Source organism: Paracoccus methylovorus, from assembly GCF_016919705.1.
GTDB lineage: Bacteria > Pseudomonadota > Alphaproteobacteria > Rhodobacterales > Rhodobacteraceae > Paracoccus > Paracoccus methylovorus.
In genome coordinates, this window is the sequence record NZ_CP070369.1 from 402,932 (window position 1) to 422,789 (window position 19,858).

15 protein-coding genes are annotated in these 19,858 nt (G+C 63.5%); 8 read left to right on the forward strand and 7 right to left on the reverse strand.

Translation table 11 applies throughout. The features are described from left to right. Position 1 precedes the first annotated feature (1 nt). The 4 genes from JWJ88_RS12780 to JWJ88_RS12795 are packed head-to-tail and all read right to left on the reverse strand — an operon-like array spanning position 2 to position 3,799. Positions 2–1,048 carry a 2-hydroxyacid dehydrogenase gene (locus tag JWJ88_RS12780; RefSeq protein ID WP_205295334.1) on the reverse strand — a complete coding sequence of 349 codons (1,047 nt, stop codon included), beginning with the start codon at positions 1,046–1,048 and terminating at the stop codon, positions 2–4. Next, positions 1,045–2,244 carry a CaiB/BaiF CoA transferase family protein gene (locus JWJ88_RS12785; protein ID WP_205295335.1) on the reverse strand — a complete coding sequence of 400 codons (1,200 nt, stop codon included), beginning with the start codon at positions 2,242–2,244 and terminating at the stop codon, positions 1,045–1,047. The genes JWJ88_RS12780 and JWJ88_RS12785 overlap by 4 nt, the downstream gene beginning before the upstream one ends. After that, positions 2,241–3,005, reverse strand: a complete 765-nt coding sequence (locus tag JWJ88_RS12790) for a CoA transferase (protein ID WP_205295336.1) — start codon at positions 3,003–3,005, stop codon at positions 2,241–2,243. Before JWJ88_RS12790 ends, JWJ88_RS12785 begins: the two co-directional genes overlap by 4 nt. Next, complete coding sequence (locus tag JWJ88_RS12795) at positions 3,002–3,799, reverse strand: CoA transferase subunit A (protein ID WP_205295337.1); 798 nt, start codon at positions 3,797–3,799, stop codon at positions 3,002–3,004. Before JWJ88_RS12795 ends, JWJ88_RS12790 begins: the two co-directional genes overlap by 4 nt. Before the next feature lie 224 nt (positions 3,800–4,023). Here JWJ88_RS12795 and JWJ88_RS12800 point away from each other — a divergent pair, with 224 nt between their 5' ends. The 4 genes from JWJ88_RS12800 to JWJ88_RS12815 all read left to right on the forward strand — a co-directional run bounded on the left by JWJ88_RS12800 (position 4,024) and on the right by JWJ88_RS12815 (position 8,911). Further along, the gene (locus JWJ88_RS12800) at positions 4,024–5,172 is read left to right on the forward strand and encodes an ABC transporter ATP-binding protein (protein ID WP_205295338.1); all 1,149 of its coding nucleotides are present in this window, start codon (positions 4,024–4,026) and stop codon (positions 5,170–5,172) included. Then, positions 5,169–6,950 carry an ABC transporter permease subunit gene (locus JWJ88_RS12805; protein ID WP_205295339.1) on the forward strand — a complete coding sequence of 594 codons (1,782 nt, stop codon included), beginning with the start codon at positions 5,169–5,171 and terminating at the stop codon, positions 6,948–6,950. The genes JWJ88_RS12800 and JWJ88_RS12805 overlap by 4 nt, the downstream gene beginning before the upstream one ends. A 30-nt stretch (positions 6,951–6,980) precedes the next feature. Further along, entirely contained in the window at positions 6,981–8,060 is a 1,080-nt protein-coding gene (locus JWJ88_RS12810; protein ID WP_205295340.1) for an extracellular solute-binding protein, read from the forward strand. Positions 8,061–8,155: 95 nt separating this feature from the next. Further along, positions 8,156–8,911, forward strand: coding sequence for an IclR family transcriptional regulator (locus JWJ88_RS12815; RefSeq protein WP_205295341.1), 756 nt, complete (start codon positions 8,156–8,158; stop codon positions 8,909–8,911). A gap of 74 nt (positions 8,912–8,985) precedes the next feature. Here JWJ88_RS12815 and JWJ88_RS12820 read toward each other — a convergent pair whose 3' ends face one another. The 3 genes from JWJ88_RS12820 to JWJ88_RS12830 form a co-directional block, all read right to left on the reverse strand. Then, positions 8,986–10,092 carry a transglutaminase-like domain-containing protein gene (locus tag JWJ88_RS12820; protein ID WP_205295342.1) on the reverse strand — a complete coding sequence of 369 codons (1,107 nt, stop codon included), beginning with the start codon at positions 10,090–10,092 and terminating at the stop codon, positions 8,986–8,988. Positions 10,093–10,381: 289 nt separating this feature from the next. Then, positions 10,382–13,207 (reverse strand): hypothetical protein, encoded by a 2,826-nt coding sequence (locus JWJ88_RS12825; protein WP_205295343.1) that lies wholly within the window; start codon positions 13,205–13,207, stop codon positions 10,382–10,384. Between the two features lie 164 nt (positions 13,208–13,371). Then, positions 13,372–13,998, reverse strand: a complete 627-nt coding sequence (locus JWJ88_RS12830) for a TetR/AcrR family transcriptional regulator (protein WP_240200239.1) — start codon at positions 13,996–13,998, stop codon at positions 13,372–13,374. 249 nt (positions 13,999–14,247) lie between these two features. Here JWJ88_RS12830 and JWJ88_RS12835 point away from each other — a divergent pair, with 249 nt between their 5' ends. The 4 genes from JWJ88_RS12835 to JWJ88_RS12850 all read left to right on the forward strand — a co-directional run bounded on the left by JWJ88_RS12835 (position 14,248) and on the right by JWJ88_RS12850 (position 19,589). Then, on the forward strand, positions 14,248–15,351 hold the full coding sequence (locus tag JWJ88_RS12835) for an acyl-CoA dehydrogenase family protein (protein WP_240200240.1): 1,104 nt from the start codon (positions 14,248–14,250) through the stop codon (positions 15,349–15,351). Between the two features lie 100 nt (positions 15,352–15,451). Beyond that, positions 15,452–16,657, forward strand: coding sequence for an acetyl-CoA C-acetyltransferase (locus tag JWJ88_RS12840; RefSeq protein ID WP_205295345.1), 1,206 nt, complete (start codon positions 15,452–15,454; stop codon positions 16,655–16,657). A 13-nt stretch (positions 16,658–16,670) separates the two neighbouring features. Then, positions 16,671–17,930 carry an enoyl-CoA hydratase-related protein gene (locus tag JWJ88_RS12845; RefSeq protein WP_205295346.1) on the forward strand — a complete coding sequence of 420 codons (1,260 nt, stop codon included), beginning with the start codon at positions 16,671–16,673 and terminating at the stop codon, positions 17,928–17,930. Positions 17,931–18,002: 72 nt separating this feature from the next. Beyond that, positions 18,003–19,589 (forward strand): acyl-CoA synthetase, encoded by a 1,587-nt coding sequence (locus JWJ88_RS12850; protein ID WP_205295347.1) that lies wholly within the window; start codon positions 18,003–18,005, stop codon positions 19,587–19,589. The last annotated feature ends 269 nt before the right edge of the window (positions 19,590–19,858 follow it).

Here is a 19,858-nt window from a genome sequence, read left to right on the forward strand (position 1 = left end):
CTCATTTGCAGGGGTGGAGCGGTGGCCGGCCGTCGACGATCAGCGCGATGTCGTGGGCAAGCATGGTGGCGGCCTTGATCGCGGAATAGCGCGAGGCGCCGGCGATATGCGGCGAAAGCGTGACATTGGGCAGTTTCAGCAACGGCCAGTCGGCGGGCGGCGGCTCGGGTTCGAACGTATCCAGCGCCGCGCCCTTGAGCTGTCCCGAAACCAGCGCGTCATAAAGCGCCGCATAGTCCAGAACCTGCCCGCGCGTGGTGTTCACGATATAGCCGCCCGGCTTCATCATCGCGATCCGCTCGCGCGAGATCATGCCCTTGGTTTCCGGCGTGACGCGGGGGTGCAGCGTCACCACGTCGGCGCGGGCCATCAGGTCGTCCAGATCAGCCTTTTCGAAACCGGCGGCCTTTTCCTCGGCGGTCAGTTCCTTGAACGGGTCATAGATCAGGATGCGGCAGCCAAAGGGTTGCAGCAGCCGCGCGACCCTTGTGCCGATGTCGCCATAGCCGACGATGCCCACGGTCAGTTCGCAAAGCTCGGGGCCGGTATTGGCATAGTGATAGAACTCGCGCCCGAACTCGCCGCTGGCCACGGTCATGTGGCCGCGGATCAGGTTGCGGGTTTCGGCCAACAGCGAGGCCACGGTGAACTCTGCCACCGCCGAGGCATTGCGGCCGGGCGTATTCACCACCGGGATGCCGCGTGCACGGGCCGCCGCCATTTCGATATTCACCGGCCCGCCGCGAGAGACCCCGATGGCCTTCAGCCCGGGCGCATGGTCCAGACTTTGGGCGGTGATCGGTGCCAGATGGGTGATCAGGATGTCCAGATCGCGCAGGAAGTCGAAATATTCCTCGGGCCGGCCGACGAATTCGCCGACGGGCAGGGTCGGGTCGTATTTGGTGGACTTCAGCCGCAGCGGCCAGTCGATCTCCATGCTGCGGATGTCGAGGTTGCGATCCGGCAGTTTCTCGCGCAGCGCAGTTTCAAAGAAACCGGGCTGCATGAAGCCGTCGCCGATAATACCGATGGTCAGGCTGTCCGTCATGCTTTTCTCTTGGCTTGCGGTTCGGGATCAAGGCCCGGCAGCACGTCGCGATAGCTGTCGGGGTCCAGAGCGCGTTCGGCCATGACCTCGGCGCTGTGCTGGGCAAAGGCGGGGGGCGCGCGGCGATAGCTGGCAGGGGTGCGGGACAGCTTGATCGGACTGCCAGTGCCCCGATATTCGCCGATGTCCACCACCATCTCGCGGTGGATCGTGTGCGGATCGGCAATCACCTGATCGATGCTGCGCACCGCACCGCAGGGCACGCCGGCCTTGATCAGCCGTTCCGACAGATCGGCGCAATCAAAGGGTGCCAGCGCCGCCTCCAACTGCTCTTTCAGCGCGTCGCGATTGATGTTGCGCTGGCTGTTGCTGGCGAAACGCGGATCGCCGGGCAGGTCGGGGCGGTCGATCATGGTGCAAAGCGTGGCGAATTGTCGGTTGTTTCCCACGGCCAGAAAGATCGGTTCGGTCCCGGTGGTGAAAGTGTCATAGGGGCAGATGTTGGGATGCGCGTTGCCCGAAGGCCCGGCCACCTTGCCCGACAGATAGTAATTCGGCAGATGCGGATGCAGCAGCGAGACGCCGCAGTCGTAAAGGCTGGCCTCGACGAACTGGCCCTTGCCACTGGTCGCGCGTTCGTTCAACGCCATCAGGATACCCAGCGCGGCATTCAGGCCCGTCACCATGTCCACCACCGGCAGGCCGACGCGCAGGGGCTGGCCGCCCTGTTCGCCGTTCACGCTCATGATGCCGCAAAGGGCCTGGATGGCGGCGTCGTATCCCGGCAGCCCGCCCCTGGGTCCGTCCGAACCGAAGCCCGAGACCCGGCAATGGATCAGCCGGGGAAAGCGGCGCGCCAATTCATCGTGCCCAAGGCCCCAGCGCTCCATGGTGCCGGTCTTGAAGTTCTCGATCAGCACATCGGCGTCTTCCAGCAGCGTCAGCAGCAACTCGCGCCCCATCTCTTGCGACAGGTCCACGGCGATGCCGCGCTTGTTGCGGTTCAGGCCAAGGAAATAGCTGGCCGCATCCCCCAGAAAGGGCGGGCCCCAGCCGCGCGTCTCGTCGCCTGCCGGGGGCTCCAGCTTGATCACGTCTGCGCCATGATCGGCAAGGATCTGACCGGCATAGGGACCACCCAGCACCCGGCTGGCGTCGACTATCTTGAGATTGGCCAGTGAGCCGGTATTGATCATGCGGTTGCCCCTTCGGAGATCATGGCCGCCAGGTCGCGGCGCCATTCGGCGGCGAAGGCGGGATAGGTTTCGGCAAGCTCGTCCAGGACCCGACCGCGCAGCAGCGACAGCGTGGCGGCATCGGGGGCGGGCGTCGCGGCGGGCGTCGCGGCATGCGCGAAGGCGAAGCCGGTCGCGGCGCGGATCTGTTCCAGATCATGACCGGGGTGGATGCTTTCCAGCGTGAAGCCCGGCCGCGTCTTGTCAAAGCTGAACAGCGCCTTGCTGGTCAGCAGCGCCACCGGCCCGCCGGGGCGATGGACGCCCGGCTCGCTGACCCCCGGGGCGCTGATGAAGTCGACCTTGTCCACAAAGACGCGGGGGGAGTGTTCTTCGCGGAACAAGATCACACGCGGCACGGTGAAATAAAGATAGGCCGAGCCGAAAGAGCCGGGCCAGCGCACCTTGCCCTGCGGATAGTCGCCCGCGCCGACAAGGTTCACATTGGCCTGTCCGTCGATCTGACCGCCGCCCAGAAAAAACGCATCCAGCCGCCCCTGTCCGGCGCTGTCGAACAGCTCGGCCGAGCCATTGGTGAAGAAATTATGTTCGACCGAACCAAGGATCGACAGCCGCACCTGTTGCCGCCCTTCATCCAGCGCGCGCCGCAGCATCGCGCCTGCGGCCGGCATGGGCGACGAGGCGCCGACCGCGACATGGCGCACGCCGTCCAGCAAGCGGGCAATGGTGCAGATCAGGATTTCGCGGGGCAGGGCAGTCATGCCGACACCTCTTGGGCCATGTATTCGGCAAAGCCCTGCGGCGTACGGGCGGCGGCGGCATAGCGCATCAGTTCGGCCGTGTCGGTGGCATATTCGCCCCAAAGCCCATAGGGCCAGGCCCCGCGCGGCGCATGCGCCACGGCGGTGACGTAAAGCGCGGGCAGGGTGCCCGCTGCGGTGATCTCATCCGCCAGCAGGCTGCGATCCACGATCCGCTCGACCGTGACCAGTGTTTCGGGCGCGGCATAGGCCATGGCGGCAAGTTCGCGGCGGCGGCCGATCCAGACATTACCGTCGCGGTCGGCCATGGGGGCATGGAAGATTGCCACATCGGGGCGGATTGCCGGGATCAGCGCGATGGGATCGCCGGGGCAGAGGGGATTGTCGATCACCCGCCAGTCGCTGCGATTGGCCAGCACATCCGAGCCGATCAGCCCGCGCATCGGCATGAAGGGCACGCCTTTTTGCGCCGCCATCAGCCCGGCATGGATCGCCGGGCAGGTTGCGTCGAGGATCTGGATGTCGCCTGCCCGCACCGCCTGATTGAAGCGGGGTGCGCCGCCGGCCTCTCCCAGCGAAACGGCGCTGGTTTCGACGCTGCGCACCAGCCGGGCACCGATCAGTTGATCGACCTGCAACCCCCCGGTCGGTACACAGACCAGGTGCAGATCGCCCGCGCCATGTTCGATCAGCGGCCGGGTCATCGCCATGGAAACACCGGCATAGTCCACCGGTAGCGCCAGCGACATGCCGGGCCGGATACGGCTGGCCAAGGCCCGTAAATCGTCTGGCATGATGTTTCCCCCAACCCTTCGGCGCGGTCAGCACCGTGTTCCAAATTATAGAACATCATTCTGAAAATCATGATAGGCAGAGCCAAACTTGCAAGTCAATCCATTCCTTTCTGCCAGTTTTAACCGTTTTTGCGTTGCGGTGCAGATTATCTTGACAAGTGGGCCAGAGCACCGAAAATGAAATACGGAATGACGTTCTGTAATATAGAACGCTGGAGGAGAGCATGGCGCAGACATTGGCGCGGCGCGAGTTGCGCCTTGAAACGCCGGAAATACAAGCGGCTGGAACCATCCGCTCGCAAGAGTCGATCGGCTCGGGCATATCGATTCGCAACGTGGTCAAGAGATACGGCAACTTTGTTGCGGCCGACCGCATCAGTCTGGACATCAAGCCGGGCGAATTCATTACGCTGCTTGGCCCGTCGGGCAGCGGCAAGACCACGCTGCTGAACCTGCTGGCGGGTTTCCAGGCTCTGGACGAGGGCCAGATTCTGGTCGATGGCGCGCCGATCCAGAACGTGCCCACGCATCGGCGCGGCTTTGGCATGGTGTTTCAAAGCTATGCGCTGTTTCCCAACATGACCGTGGCGCAGAACGTGGCCTTTCCCATGCGCATGGCCAAGATCGACCGCACGAACACCGATCGGCGCGTGGCGGAAACGCTTGAGATGATGCGGCTGTCGGATCACGCCGGCAAGTTGCCCTCGCAGATGTCGGGCGGCCAGCAGCAGCGCGTCGCCATCGCCCGCGCCATCGTCATGCGCCCGCGCGTCGTCTTGATGGACGAGCCGCTGAGCGCGCTGGACCGCCGGTTGCGCGAATCGATCCAGATCGAGATCCGCGAGCTGCACCAGACCATCGGCAGCACCATCCTGTTCGTCACCCACGACCAGTCCGAGGCGCTGACCATGTCCGACCGCATCGCGGTGATGGATGCCGGCCATATCGTGCAGATCGCCCCTCCCGCCGAGCTTTATCGTCGCCCACAAAGCCGGTTCGTCGCCTCGTTCGTCGGTGAAAGCAATCTGATCGACGCGCAGGTGATCGGCCGCAACGGCCGTATCCTGACGCTGCGCACACCCGCCGGCCATGTCTTCGAGGCGGAATCGCGCAACGGCATTCACAACGACAAGGCCACCGTGCTGGTTCGCCCCGAGCGGATCGCGCTGCATGACGCGCCTGTGCCGGGCAGCATGTCCGCGACCGTGACTTCGGCGCTGTTTCTGGGCGAGGTGCTGCGGATCGAGGTGGTGCTGGATGACGGCCAGACCCTGCTGATCCGCTGTCCCGACATCGCCGGGCGCGACCTACCCCCCGTCGGCGGGCAACTGCATATTGGCTGGGGCGCGGCCGACAGCTGGGTGCTGTCATGACCGATGCAAGCCTGAGCTCGACCGCCCGTGCCGACTTGGCGCAGCGGCTGAAGAATCCGGCGCTGCTGCTTGTGCCGGCGGTGCTGTTCCTTTCGGTGATCTACCTGCTGCCGCTTATCGACCTGTTTCGGGTCAGCATGTCCGGTCCGACCTGGTCCACGCATTTCGAGCGGGTGTTCACGGTTCCGCTTTATTGGGAATCGCTGCTGCGCACCATGCAGATCGCCTTTACGGTGGCCTGTCTTTGCGTGCTGCTGGGCTATCCGACCGCGTTGCTGATCCATCGCACGCGCGGGATCGTGCAAGTGCTGATCGCGACGGCGGTGATCCTGCCCTATTTCATCGCCATCCTGATCCGCACCTATGCGTGGATGGTGCTGCTGGGTCGCAACGGGCCGATCAACAAGCTGCTGCAAACATTGGGGCTGATCGACTCGCCCCTGGCACTGCTGTTCAACCGGGGGTCGGTGCTGCTGGGCATGACCGCGGTGCTGCTGCCGCTGATGGTGCTGAGCATTTACGCATCCGTCGCCCGGCTGGACCAGAGCTTGACGCGTGCCGCCTTGGCATCCGGCGCGGGGCCGCTGGCAGTGTTCTGGCGTGTGTTGCTGCCTCTGACGCTGCCCGGCATCGGCGCGGGGTTCCTGCTGGTCTTCGTGGCCGGACTGGGCTTTTTCATCACGCCGACGCTGCTGGGCGGGCCGGGCGACCAGATGTTCGCCATGCATATCACCCAGCAGGCCGATTCCATCACCGGCCAAGGCTTCCTGCAGGCACTGGCCGTGGTGCTGTTGGTGATCACGCTGGTCGTGGTGGGCGTGGCGGGCCGGATCATGGGTTTCGAATTCATCTGGGGCGGCGGCAAGATGGGCGATGCACCGGCGAAACCCGTCGCGGCGCCCGCTGCCCGTGCCCAGCCGCCACGTCGCGGCATCGCCATGATGCTGGCCGATTTGCTGGGCTGGCCACTGTTGCGGCTGATGGGTCTGCTGCCCGCCGGCTGGGGGCGCTGGACGGTGCGGATCATGGGCGGCTTCGTGATTACCGCGCTGATCGTGCCGATTATCGTCGTCATGGTGATCTCGTTCAGCAAGGCCAGCTACCTGACCTTTCCGCCGCCCGACTGGTCGCTGCGCTGGTATGAGAAATTCTTTTCCGACAGCAACTGGATGACGGCCTTCTGGAACTCCCTGGGCATTGCCACGCTGTCGGCGGTCATCTCGGTCAGCCTTGGCGCCACGGCGGCCATGGGCATCGTGCGCAGCAATATCCGCTACAAATCAGCGGTGATGCTGCTGCTGGTCAGCCCGATGATCGTGCCCCCGGTGGTGCTGGGCCTGTCGCTTTACGCGCTGTTTCTGAAACTGGGGCTGGTCGGCACCTATCTGGGCCTTGCCGCCGCCCATGCGATCGGCGGTATCCCCATCGTGGTGGTAATCGTCGCTGCCTCGTTGCAGGCGGTGGACCAGCGGCTGGAACAGGGGGCGGCCGTGCATGGCGCCTCGCCGCTGACCGTGTTCCGCACGGTGACGCTGCCCGCCATTGCGCCGGGATTGGCGGCGGCGGTATTTTTCGCCTTCCTGCACTCGTTCGACGAACTGGTGCTGTCGCTGTTCCTGTCCAGTCCACGCATGAAGACACTGCCGCTGATGCTGTGGGCCGACATCAACTATCAGTTGAACCCGGTTCTGGCCGTCGTCTCGACGCTAGAAGTGCTGCTGGTCGTGGGTGGCATCATTCTGGCCCGCCCCGTGCTGACCCGTGGCAAAGCCGCGTGAACCAAAGAAAATCCAATGGAGGAGGATGAAATGTTGCAAGTGAACAAGAAGGCAACCGGCATGGTCTCGGTGCTGGCTCTGGCCACGCTGCTGGCCGGCCCGGCGCTGGCCCAAGGCGAGGTGGTGATGCAGGACCCCGGCGGCGCTTATGGCGATGCGCTGCGCGAGGTGATGTATGCGCCCTTTGAAAAGGAAACCGGCATCGACGTGGTGACGGTGCAAGAGGCGCGTTCGGGCCCCCGCATCAAGGCGCAGGTCGAGGCCGGGAAGGCCGAATGGGACCTGACCTTCATCTTCGATCAGGAAACCAAGCTGCTGGGTGACTGTTGCCTGGCCGACATCGACTATTCCAAGCTGTCGCCCGAGGCGCAGAAGACGCTGGCGACGATGCCGGACAACCTCAAGCGTCCCAAGGGCGTGGCCTTGCAGGTGATCGGCGTTGGCATGGTCTATAACACCGACGTGTATTCCAGCGAGCAGCCGGAAAGTTGGGCCGATTTCTGGGACACCGAGAAATTCCCCGGCAAGCGTTGCCTGCCCGCGTGGCCGCGCTTTGTCATGGAGGCCGCGCTGATGGCCGATGGTGTGCCCAAGGACGAGCTTTACCCCGTCGACATGGAGCGCGCGCTGAAGAAGATCGCCGAGATCAAGCCGCATGTCTCGAAATGGTGGACGACCTCGGCACAGGCGCCGCAACTGCTGTTGGATGGCGAGGCGGATATGTGCATGGCCTATACCGGCTCGTCCTCGATCCTTGCACTTGAGGGCGCACCGCTTGAGGTCGAATGGAATCAGGGCTTTGTCTATTACGACTTCTTCTCGATCCCGAAGGGCGCACCGAACTACGACAACGCGCTGAAGTTGCTGTCCTGGCGGCTGGATGCCGAGCGTGCAGCCCAGCTGACCTCGGTTTATCCCGTCGCGCTGCCCTCTCCGCTGGTCTATGAGGCGGCGGATGCGGAAATCAGCAAATACTGGGCAAACAATCCCGAGAACCTTGCCAAGGCCATCGCATGGAGCCCGGATTACTGGGGCGCCGCATCGGGTCAAGGCACCACCACGAACGAGGAATACGGGCAGGAACAGCTGAACGCGCTTCTGGCGAAATGACGCCGGGGCCGACCTGTTCGGTACGGCCCCAAGCCATGTATAACAGTCGCGCGGGCCATTTTGGCCCGTGCCAGCAAGGGAAGACCAAGCCGGACATGGACAAGGCATTCATAAAGGGTTTGCGGCTGATCGAGGCGCTTGCGCTAAGCGACCAGCCGCGTGGCGTGACCGATCTTGCCAATGAGCTTGAGCTGACGAAAAGCAATGTGCATCGCCTGCTGGCCACCCTGATCTCGCAGGGTTACGTCCGGCAGGTGCCACCGCAAAGCCATTATGAGCTGACAACGCGCATCTGGGAACTGGGCAGCCATGTGATCCGCCGGATGGACCTGACCCAGATCGCCCGCCCCGCCATGATCCGGCTGGCCGAACAGACCGGAGAAACGGTGCATCTGTCCGTACTGGACGGCAGCGAGGTGGTCTATCTCGACAAGATCGAAAGTGCGCATCACATTCGCGCCCATACCAGTGTCGGCTCGCGCGCCCCGGCTTATACGGTTGCGACCGGCAAGGCGATGCTTGCCCATATGCCCGACGATTACCTGGATCGTTTCGAAGGGCGGATGGTGCGCTATACCGACACCACACGGACAACACTGGCCGAACTGCGCGATGACATCCGCCTTGCGCGTGAACAGGGCTATGCCCTCGTCCCCGAGGGCGAATGGCGCGACGGTATCGCCGCCTGTGCCTGCGCGATCCTGAATCGCTCGGGCGAATTGGCTGGGTCCATCGGCATGTCCGGGCCCGACTCGCGCATCAAGCGCAAGCAGCTCAAGGAAATTGCGCCGCAGGTGGTGGAGGCTGCTCGCGCCATCTCGCTTGCGCTGGGTTGTGCGCCCCGGGGCTGAGACGGTGGAATGCAACAAGCCCCTGTCGTTCCGAAAGGGCATCCGGTCCTGCCGGACGCCCTTTGGCGATGGCTTCAGATCTCTTGCGCGGTCATTTCATAGGTGAAGGCCTTGGCGTCCAGTTCGTTTAGCCGACCCTTGGCGTTCAAGCCCTGCGGATACATCAGGAAGGGCAGGGCTGCGTCCGCAGGTGCTCCGGGCAGGGTCACATCGCTGGCCGCGTTATAGGCGACCCAGTTGCCCTCCCAATTCCCGAACAGCGCCGCATTGACCGGCGCTACCAGCGGATGGGCCGGATCCTTGATCCAGTTGTCTGTCTCGGCACGCATCACCTTCAGAACGTCTGCGGGGTCCATGGCGACCCAACCAAGGCCCGACAACCAGACCTCGGCCCGGCAGTGCTGCGCGCCGGTCACATCGGGGCTGTTCGCGCCAAGCTGCTTGTAGCCAAAGGCCGACGGTGCCACGCGCACGCCGTAGATGTCGCGAGCCGGCACCCCCGAGGCACGGGCCAGTCCGACAAAAAGCCCGTTGAGATCAGCACATTTCCCGCCAAGCCCGGCGGTTGTCAGCGTGGCCTGAATATCGCCCGGCCCGCAGCCCGGAACATCCATGTTGCGATAGCAATGGTTCACGATCCATGCATAGATTGCGGCCACCTTTTCGCGATCCGTGCCTGCACCCTGAGTGATCTCGCGCGCGCGTTCCAGCACCACGCCGTCGAGAGGCTTCAGGCTGGATCCGTTCAACGCTGCCTCCAGCACGGCGGGATCTTCCTGCACGTCCGAGGTCCGGTTCCAGTCCACGGTGCGGTTGCGGGTCTGGAAGCGGCTGACCAGTTCCACCACCGGCTCGGAGACCGAAGGGTCAAAGCGGGCATGCAGCATCTGTGCTCCGGTGGCCGGATCGGTGACAAGGGCGGCTTCGGTCGCGTTCCCGGTGAAAGCATGATCCAGGGTTCGCTGGTAATCCGTTTCGACCGAGGGCACTGGCAACCAGATCTGGGTCGCACCCTGCGGCGCAAGCCTGACTTGGGTGCGCAGTTCGAAACTGCGCCAGTCATTGGGCTGCGGAGAAAATTCCGGGGTGCCGGGGGCCGCCCGCAACAGACCCGGCAAGGCAGGTAACGCAGCAGCGGTCAGGGCAAGTTTCAGAATATTCCGCCGATTGGTGTTGGTCATGATCTGTGCCTTTCGTTTGCGTGCTTTCGTATTGCAGTGATCCTGTATCTGGGTGCCGCGCGTTGATCGTGAGCCCTGTCGAGAGGGCTGCGGCTGGTTCATGCTGCCAGCCCGGTCCTGGTCAGATCCTCGCCCGGCCACGCATTAAAGCTAACTTGAAATGCCGTTGATTGTCACGCCCGGGTCGCCATCCCATCTGCCCGGAGTATGCTGGCCACACCTCATTCCCCTGGGTCTGTGGACTTACCCCGGTTTGCAAACGCAGCTTTAACGCCAGCTTGCCCTCGCTCTATTGCATATCACCCCAGATCACTTGCCAGCCATTCTTGCCCGGAATGAAGCGTGCATCCTGAACCTCCTGCCGGGCCGCCCTTTCGCCGAAGGTCCCGACCAGATCCTCAAGATTTATCGGCGCGCCGCCGGGGCCGATGAATTGTATGTCTTGCTGGAAATAACACAGGAAACCGCCGCCATCTGGCGAACAGGATATTTTCGTGATCGAGACCAGCTCGGAGGCAAAGCCCTTTTGTCCCGTCAGGACCGCAGGCAAGGTCAGGCACTCCAGCGCCCGCACCGGGTTGTTGCCGATAGCCGCAGTGCCTTGCAGACAGTCGTCTTCCATTTGCGAGATGGTCGCATTGACCGCGCGCACGCGCTCCAGCGCAAAGCTGGCGATGTCCCTAGCGGTCGGCTCATCCCGGCTGGGATCGCGACTGTTGTCGGTGATGGTAATCGCACGCAGTTCGGCCTCTTCCAGCGCGGCCTTATACACGGCGCCATATTCAGGCAGGCGCTGCATCGTCGCCTCATCGACATATTGCAGCGCGACGTCACGCACCGCCCCTTTCACGCCGCGGCCAGAGGGGACGTCCGCCAGAAGCTGTCGAAAGGCGTTAAGTACGGCCGGATCGTTTTCTATCATGGCGCGGCGCAGATACAGCGGCTCCATGCGCGGCCCAAGGTCGACACCAAAGCGGGCGCGCATCGCATCCGCGATCGGATCAAGCACCGCACCCATGCGCCGGGCTTCCGCAAGACCCTGCAACGAGACCGGCAGAGCGGGAACCTCTGCGATCACCGCGGTCACGTAATCACCGCTTATTTTCAGGGCGGGCGGCGCAATGCGATCATGCAGTTCGCGCCGTGCGTCAGGTAGAATATCCTCGTCAGCGATGCGTGCGGCCAACAGCAAAAGCTGATCCAGCGCACCATTCTCTTTGCTGCCGCCGGAAAGCGCGGGCAGGTCGCGGTCGATATCGGCGCGCAGGATATCCGTCCGTATCTCGCGTGCGCGAAGGGCAAGCCCATCGTCCAGCCGGTTGATCTGCTGCGCCGAAAGCTCTGCCGCACGGTCTTTGGTCCCGGCCTTCATCTGCTCTATCCGGCCAAGGGAATCCGCCGTGCTGGAAAGTGCCTGCGCCTCGTCCAGCGCAATATCCGCCCAACGCGACGATTCCGCCACATCGGTCAGCCGCTTGACCATTTCCCGAAAGCCCCTCTGGTGCCCGATGACATGGGCGCCGGCAAAGCCCACATCGGCCATTCCCTGTCCTTGTTCGCAATTCTCACGTATGAAACGGGCCAGCACATTGCGCTCTTCATCGTTCAGGAGGGCCAAGGGCAGGCCGAAGACCGGCTCAAAATTGGCATCGGTAAAGGCCTCGGCCAGTTCGCGTTGCAGGTTGCCGATCACTGTCCTGCGCATATCCTTGCCCTCGGAATAGGGGCGGATCCATTCGTGCAAGACCGCGCATTGCGCCTCGCGCGAACGCGCGGCGACCAGTGTTCCCCCAATCGTGTCGGGAAAGATCACGGGCGGGGTTTCGCCCGAGGCGACGGCATCGGCAAGCCCGGCTTCAGCGCGCTGCATGGCCAGGATTCTGACATTGGGTCGCGGCGGATCGCCGGGAGTGAAAGAAGCAGCATTGGTGAAATCGCCCTGCCGGATCAGCGCCACAACCTCAAGCGCGCCATTCGTTGTTTCCGACACCAGAAAGGCGCCAGCTTTCGCCAAGGGACCGACGGGACCCGAGGTATGGCGTCGGACCTCGGCTTGCGAAATGTCAAAGGCGCGCTGGCCGACCGGCAACATCACCTGCCATCCGTTCAGCTTTCCCACCGGCATCATGACGAGATGCAGTTTGCTGCGCTGTTCCATGGGCAGATGTGCCGGTGCGCTGAGACGAAGCTCGCCAAAACCGCCAGCCGTGCCATTTCGCAGCTCGAAACGCATGGCGATGGCGCCGTTCTGCTGCTCGGCGGTACCGACCCAACTGCCAGTCACTGTGTCAGGCAGGGGCGGGGTGTCGGGGGCGCCGGCATGGGTCAGCGTCACCTCGTCACAGCCGCGCATATTGATCTGGCCGCTGAGCGAGGGACCATCGCCCGCCAAGGACAAGCTGTTGATCGGCAGCCGCTGCCCGCCAGAGGAAAAATTACCAAGGCCCGTAAGTTCCAGTCTCCCTTCGGCGCTTTCGCCGCCAAGGACCGTGCGCTGCTCGATAGATGCGCCACCCTGCTGGCGGGCGGGCAGATGCACCCGGGCATCCGCCGCAACGCGATTGTCGTCGGTCAGAACGACCACCTCGATAGGGTGCGAAAGCGTGGTCTTGCGCGGGCCGCGGCAAGTCACCTCTCCCTTCCACAGCCCGGACGGCCCGCCCATGGTCGGCGGCACAGGTTCGCTGTTCGCATCCTCCAGCCGCGCGGCCATTTTCTCGGTCGACGCACCAAGGAACTTGTCGTTCAGGGTGCAACCCTCCATCTCGCCCTCGATCACGGCGCCGTCGTCGCGGATCCTGCCGTTCAGGGCGAGGGCCTCGATGCCCGGAGGGCGCTCGATCCAGTCGCGTGGCTGCAGCCGGAAGCCATCCGTGCCGCCCCGGCCCATGACCTTGTAGGCGCCTTTGTGGGCGCGACTGCCTGACCCCGTCTCAAAGGAAAAGGTGCCGGAAATGATGCCGTTCCCGGTCTGCTCGGTCTCCAGCGTGAAATGTGCGCCGCTGAGCGAATTGCAGGCATAGGTGCCCGACCATCGCCCGGTCAAAGGCTCGGCCAGCACAGAAGTCGGCGTAAACAAAAGAGCGAAGGACAGAAGGACGCGGGCCTGTAACATGACTGCCTCGGAAACAACCTTCGGCCCATCCTGAGCGCAAGCCGGGGTCCATGTCGACTTGTCTAAATGGACCGGCTTGCGGCAGGGGTGCTGTCTGCGCGATTTACAGCCCAGAGAGCGGTTCGGTTATCTTCGCGTTCCGTGGAACCACACGCGAGGGAAACTCACCGCCTTTCCAGCCCGCCCAGCAATGTGCGGACCATGTTTGAGGCGATGAATTCGGGGCTCATCTGACCAGAGGGCTCGTACCAGCGACCAATCCAGTTCAGCGCGCCGCTGAGCGTAAAGGTGATGATGCGGGGATCGCCGTGCTGCAAAGAGCCGTCATCCATGCCTGACTGCACGATCTCGCGCAACAATGCGTCGATTTCGCGCTTGAGCCGACGGAATTCGCGCCGGCTGTCAGCGCTCAACTCGCTGTCGGCGATCCGCGTGACGCAACGGCAAAAGTCCTTGGTCATGGCGATGGCATAGGAATGCATCACCGCCTCCAGCCGGTCACGGCCGGTATGCCGGCCCTCCGGCACGGTTTCCGCCGCGGTGCGAATCATTTCCAGTCCGCGCTTGACGCAGTCGAACAGGATTTCCTCTTTGCCCGAAACATACTGATAAACCGTTGGTTTTGTTACGCCCAACTGCTTGGCCACGTCATCAAGCGAGGTTGCGCGAAAGCCCTTTTCGTTGAACATCGCAACCGCTGTCTCCAGCACCACTTCGCGTTTCACATCGCCACGCCGCCGCAACCGGTCGCCCGGAATGGAACGGGTTTTTTTCGAAACGGGGTTTTGCACGTCTTTTTTGCTCCTCGGGCGATCAATGCGAAAGCGGACGATTTCGGTTGTATGATTATCTTACTCACCAGTAAGTTTGCGGCATCGGCGATTCGATCACGTGTTCGGCTCGTTGATCAAGGCAGCAGGGGTAACTTTATCCTTCTGTCTTTAAAAGGGCAGCGCCTGAGGGAGTGGGCGCCATGTTGCAGGGGGTAGGTAATGCAGGCGAACAGGCCGCGTCGCGCATGGGAATCTGACGAAGCCGCGATGTTTCGCGCATCCTTGCGCGCTTTTCTGGAAACCGAGGCCGTCCCGCGCGAGGAGGCTTGGCGCGAGCAGCGTTTTGTCGAGCGTGAGTTCTGGCACAAGGCCGGCGAGTTGGGTGCGCTTTGCCCCTCGATTCCGGTGGAATATGGCGGAAGCGGCGGCGATTTCACCTTCGAGGCGGTGATGGTCGAAGAGCTCGGCTACTGCGGGATCACCTCGTTCCAGCAGAATATCCATGGCACGATTGTCGCGCACTACATCCATCAATACGGTTCCGACGCGCAAAAAGCCGCGTGGCTGCCGAAACTTGCGACCGGCGAATGGATCGCGGCGATCGGCATGACCGAGCCCGGCGCCGGCAGCGACCTGAAGGCGCTGCGCACCAGCGCCCGGCGCGAAGGCGACAGTTATGTAGTGAACGGATCCAAGATCTTCATCACCAACGGCATGCTGGCCGATCTGCTGATCGTCGCGTGCAAGACCGATCCGGCACGGGGGGCCAAGGGCATTTCGCTTCTGGTGCTGGAAACCGAGGGCGCGCAGGGCTTCAGTCGCGGGCGCAACCTGCACAAGATCGGCATGCATGGCTCGGATACGGCCGAGTTGTTCTTCGAGGATGTCCGTATTCCCGCCGCCAATCTGCTTGGCGCCGAAAACGACGGTTTCGTCCAGATGATGACCCAGTTGCCGCAGGAACGCATGGGGGTGGCCATCGGCGCGCAAGCCATGGCCGAACACGCGGTAGAGTTGACGCAGTCCTATATGCGCGAACGCGAGGCTTTTGGGGGCCGGCTGCTTGATTTGCAGGTACCGCGCCACATGCTGGTCGATTGCCTGCGCGAAACCAGGGTCAGCCGCGCCTTTGTCGACGATTGCATCACGCGCCACAACAACGGCGAGCTGAGCGCGGCCGATGCCTCGATGGCCAAGCTTCACACCACCGAGATGCTGGGTCGGGTGATGGACATCTGCGTTCAGTTGCATGGTGGCTATGGCTACATGGAGGAATACCGCATCGCACGGATGTATGCCGATGCGCGGGTCCAGCGCATCTACGCCGGCGCAAGCGAGATCATGAAGGACATCATCGCACGAACATTGTGACGGCCTGCAGTCGGGCAGGGACAGTTATGAAACCAAGGGCTCAACGGAGAAGCCATCCGGCTGGATGGCGTAAACCGTCTGGCAACGAAACGAGGTCGGAATGACGGAAGCCTTCATCTACGATCACCTGCGCACACCGCGCGGGCGGGGACGTGCGGATGGCGCGCTGCACGAGGTGACGCCGGTCAGGCTTGCCGTGACGGCGCTTGATGCGCTGAGAATGCGCAGCCTGCCCGACACCGCACTTGTCGATGACGTCATCATGGGTGTGGTCGGGCCGGTGGGCGAACAGGGCCAGTGCCTGCCGCGCATCGCGGCAATCGCAGCGGGCTGGCATGAAAGCGTCGCCGGGGTGCAGATCAACCGTTTCTGCTCATCCGGGCTTGAGGCGGTGAACATGGGCGCGGCCAAGATCATGGCCGGGCAAGCCGACATGATCGTCGCGGGCGGCGTCGAGTCCATGTCGCGCGTCCCGATCCTTTCGGACGGCGGCGCCTGGGGCTCGGACCCTGCCGTGGCGATTCCGACCCATTTCGTGCCGCAGGGCATCTCGGCTGATCTGATCGCCACGCTCTGGGGCTATACGCGTGAGACGCTGGACGCCTGCGCGGTGGAAAGCCACCGCCGCGCGGCCGCGACTTGGGCTGCCGGGTATTTCGATGGGGCCGTGGTGCCGGTCCGCGACGCTTCGGGCGCGGTGATCCTGTCGCGGGACGAGACGGTGCGTCCCAATGCCTCAGTCGCCGATCTGGCCGCGCTGAAGCCCGCGTTCACCGGGCTGGGGGCGGCAGGCTTCGACCGCATCGCGTTGAGCCGCTATCCGCAACTCGCCGAGGTGACGCATGTGCATCACGCGGGAAACTCGTCGGGAATCGTCGATGGCGCGGCGGCAATTCTGCTGGGCAGCGCCGAGGCCGGGCGCAGCGCCGGCCTGAAGCCTCGGGCCCGGATCAGGGGATGGGCGGAGATCGGGTCGGAGCCGACGATCATGCTGACCGCCCCCTCATTCGCCGCCGAAAAGGCGTTGCGGCGGGCGGGCATGGCGGTTTCGGACATCGATCTTTTCGAAGTGAACGAGGCATTCGCCGCGATCCCGCTGCGTTTCATCGACGCGCTTGGCATCGACCCGGCAAAGGTGAACGTGAACGGCGGAGCCATCGCCATGGGTCATCCGCTTGGAGCAACCGGGGCGATCATCCTGGGCACCGCACTGGACGAGCTTGAGCGTCGCGGCCAGTCCACCGCTCTGGTGACGCTTTGCGTGGGTGCCGGCATGGGTGTCGCAACGATCATCGAGCGGGTCTGACGGAGGGACAAGGATGCTGAAGACAGACATTACCGAGGGTATCGCCACCGTATCCATAGATCAGGACGGGCAGCGCATGAACCTGCTTTCCACCGCGCTTGCGGTGGCGCTGGATGGGGAGTTCGCCAGGCTGTCGGCGGATCCGGCAGTGATCGGGATCATCCTGACATCCGGCAAGGCAACCTTCGTAGCCGGGGCCGATCTGACCGAGGTCACACAGCTTATCGAACGACGCGAGGTTGCCGAACTGGCGGTCCTTGGCCAGCAGATCCGCCGGATGGAGACCTGCGGAAAACCAGTCGTCGCGGCGCTGCCCGGCACCGCCCTGGGCGGCGGGCTGGAGCTTGCGCTTGGCTGTCACTACCGGATCGCCGCAGACGCGCCCGGTGCCGTTTATGGGCTGCCAGAGGTCGGGCTGGGCCTTCTGCCCGGCGCGGGCGGAACACAGCGGCTGCCGAGAATCGTCGGGCTGGAGCCCGCGCTGCGCATGCTGACAGACGGCAAGCCGATAGCGGCGGATCAGGCAAAGGCCATCGGCCTCATCGACGACGTGGTCACCACCGAAGGTCTGATGTCGGCCGCGCGCGCAGTTTTGGCCGAAGGTCGGGTTCCTGCCCAGCAGCCTTGGGACATGCGTGGCTTTCGGATGCCGGGAACGCCGGTGAGCAGCATCGAGGCATTCACCGCCTTCCTGATGGCGAACGCTGCGGCCACGGCACATGCAGGGCACTTTCAACCTGCCGCGGGCACCATCCTCTCGGCGGTCTTCGAGGGGATCCGCCTGCCCATCGAACGCGCGCTTGCCGTCGAGGCCGGTTATTTCGCCAAGCTTGCTGCGACCCACGCGGCGCGTGGACTGACCGAAGCGCGGTTCTTCCTGCGCCAGCGGATCGCCAAGCGCGGGCCTAATGTAACAGCCGTCGACAATCCGGAACTGACGGCGATTGCGGCAAAAGTCACGCAGGCGATGCAGCAGGAGGCCGCGCGCATCGCCGCCGAAGGGCAGGGCGCCAATGTGGTCCGCAACGCCGCAATCCGGGCCGGGCTGCCGCCGCTGGTGCCGCCCGCCCAGCCAGCCGCACAGGTCCCTGACGGTGAACCGGGCGATGCGGCGATGCTGGATCGTATCGCGCACCGTTTGCTTGACGCGGGCGCTGCGGCGGTCGCGGATGTGCCCGACGCGGATCTTGCGGCACTGGCCAGCATCGACCTTGCCGGCTACCCGGAATGGACCGGGGGACCTGCACTCTGGCGGGCAACCGCCGTGCATTAATCCAATCGACCGGCGCGGGGGAGTGCGCCGGCCGTATTCGCAGCACGCGAAGACAGATCGGAGGAGGACATCATGACGAACAACTCAGGGGAACTTGCGACAAGAATCCGCCACGCGGGCCGGAATACGATCGGGGACGCGCTGACCCGGGTGGCCAGCAAGTATCGCGACCGCACGGCGCTTGTCTTCGGCGACAGGACCTGGTCTTTCGCTGCACTGGAAAAAGCCGCAGATCGGGTCGCAGCCGGGCTGTTGGCCCAGGGGATAGCGCCGGGCGACCGGGTGGCGGCCTATGGGCGGAATTCGGATGCTTTTCTGATCCTGTGGCTGGCCTGTGCCCGCGCCGGCTTCGTCCATGTGCCGATCAACTATGCGCTGGTCGGACGCGAGTTGCATTACATCATCGAGAACTCCGGGGCTGTGGCGCTGTTCGTCGATCCGTCGTTGGAGGAAAAGGCGCATGAGGTTCTGGACGACCTGCCGGGCCTGCGGCTGCTGGGAACGCTTTTCGGGCGAGAAAAAGCCGATGTCCTGCATTTTGCCTGCGACAGCGCGATCAACATTCCTGCCGGGCTTGGCGATAATGTAGGCGACGACGATCTGGTGCAGCTTCTCTACACCTCGGGAACGACAGCGGCGCCCAAGGGCGCGATGATGACCCATCGCGCATTGATGGCCGAATATGTCAGCTGCATTGTCGAATTGGAGCTCTCGGTCCGTGACAAGGCATTGGCGGCGCTGCCGCTTTATCATTCGGCGCAGATGCATGTCTTCGTCATGCCACAACTGCTGGTGGGTGCGACCACTCTTCTGATCGAGGCGCCGCAGCCGGAATTGTGCCTGCGCCTGATCGAGGAACACGCCATCACCTCTTTCTTCGCGCCTCCCACGGTCTGGATCAGTCTGCTGCGTTGTCCGGCATTCGACAGCCACGACCTTTCCTCGTTGCAGTTCATCTATTACGGCGCCTCTATCATGCCGGTGCCGACGCTGCAGGAACTGCGCCAACGGTTGCCCGGTGCGCGGCCCTTCAACTGCTATGGCCAAAGCGAGATCGGACCATTGGCCACCGTATTGCGCCCCGAGGATCACGACGCCCGGCCTGCCTCGGCCGGAAGGGCGATCTTTAACGTCCAGACGCGGTTGGTGGACGAGAACATGCGGGATGTGCCGCCCGGCACGCAGGGCGAAATCGTCCATCGCTCGCCTCAATTGCTGGTGGGCTATTGGAACGCGCCCCAAGCAACGGCTGAAGCTTTCGCAGGCGGATGGTTCCATTCGGGCGATATCGGCGTGATGGATGAAGAAGGCTTCATCAGCGTTGTCGACCGTGTGAAGGACATCATCAAGACCGGCGGCACTGTGGTCGCCAGCCGCGAGGTCGAAGAGGCGCTGTTCATGCATCCTACAGTCCAAGAGGTCGCGGTCGTCGGCCTGCCTCATGATCGCTGGATCGAGGCGGTGACTGCAATCATCGTCCTGCGTCCCGGCCACCAAGCGGATGTCGACGGGTTGCATGATCATGCCAAGGAGCTGCTTGCCCCGTTCAAGGTGCCCAAACGCTTTGTCTTCGTGCCGGACCTGCCCCGCAATACGGCTGGCAAAATTCTCAAGAGGGATCTGCGGCAAAAGTTTGAAACGCTTTATGAAATTTCCTGACGCTTTGATGTTGTCAGGCTGAGTGCCGTGGTGATTTTATCATAATCGGCCCTTTAATCACGGGTCTCGGTCAAGCTTTTTGTTTGTGCCGAGATCATGATCCTTTCCGAGGTCGAGCCCTATGGTGTCGTTCAGGTCGGGTTGCAGTGCGATCCGCTAAGTCGGACTGACCAATGTCATCGTGACAGGCTTGGTCAATCCCGCGATCCGAGAGGATTATGGCGTGGGAGGTCCTTCACCCGCTCGGATTGCGGACCGTCCATCCAGTA

Excerpts from the sequence above, each read along its gene's own strand:
- JWJ88_RS12790 (WP_205295336.1), bottom strand. The coding sequence starts at position 3,005 with ATGACTGCCCTGCCCCGCGAAATCCTGATCTGCACCATTGCCCGCTTG.
- JWJ88_RS12800 (WP_205295338.1), top strand. The coding sequence starts at position 4,024 with ATGGCGCAGACATTGGCGCGGCGCGAGTTGCGCCTTGAAACGCCGGAA.
- JWJ88_RS12805 (WP_205295339.1), top strand. The coding sequence starts at position 5,169 with ATGACCGATGCAAGCCTGAGCTCGACCGCCCGTGCCGACTTGGCGCAG.
- JWJ88_RS12845 (WP_205295346.1), top strand. The coding sequence starts at position 16,671 with ATGCTGAAGACAGACATTACCGAGGGTATCGCCACCGTATCCATAGAT.
- JWJ88_RS12810 (WP_205295340.1), top strand. The coding sequence starts at position 6,981 with ATGTTGCAAGTGAACAAGAAGGCAACCGGCATGGTCTCGGTGCTGGCT.
- JWJ88_RS12850 (WP_205295347.1), top strand. The coding sequence starts at position 18,003 with ATGACGAACAACTCAGGGGAACTTGCGACAAGAATCCGCCACGCGGGC.
- JWJ88_RS12815 (WP_205295341.1), top strand. The coding sequence starts at position 8,156 with ATGGACAAGGCATTCATAAAGGGTTTGCGGCTGATCGAGGCGCTTGCG.
- JWJ88_RS12835 (WP_240200240.1), top strand. The coding sequence starts at position 14,248 with ATGTTTCGCGCATCCTTGCGCGCTTTTCTGGAAACCGAGGCCGTCCCG.
- JWJ88_RS12825 (WP_205295343.1), bottom strand. The coding sequence starts at position 13,207 with ATGTTACAGGCCCGCGTCCTTCTGTCCTTCGCTCTTTTGTTTACGCCG.
- JWJ88_RS12780 (WP_205295334.1), bottom strand. The coding sequence starts at position 1,048 with ATGACGGACAGCCTGACCATCGGTATTATCGGCGACGGCTTCATGCAG.
- JWJ88_RS12820 (WP_205295342.1), bottom strand. The coding sequence starts at position 10,092 with ATGACCAACACCAATCGGCGGAATATTCTGAAACTTGCCCTGACCGCT.
- JWJ88_RS12785 (WP_205295335.1), bottom strand. The coding sequence starts at position 2,244 with ATGATCAATACCGGCTCACTGGCCAATCTCAAGATAGTCGACGCCAGC.
- JWJ88_RS12795 (WP_205295337.1), bottom strand. The coding sequence starts at position 3,799 with ATGCCAGACGATTTACGGGCCTTGGCCAGCCGTATCCGGCCCGGCATG.
- JWJ88_RS12840 (WP_205295345.1), top strand. The coding sequence starts at position 15,452 with ATGACGGAAGCCTTCATCTACGATCACCTGCGCACACCGCGCGGGCGG.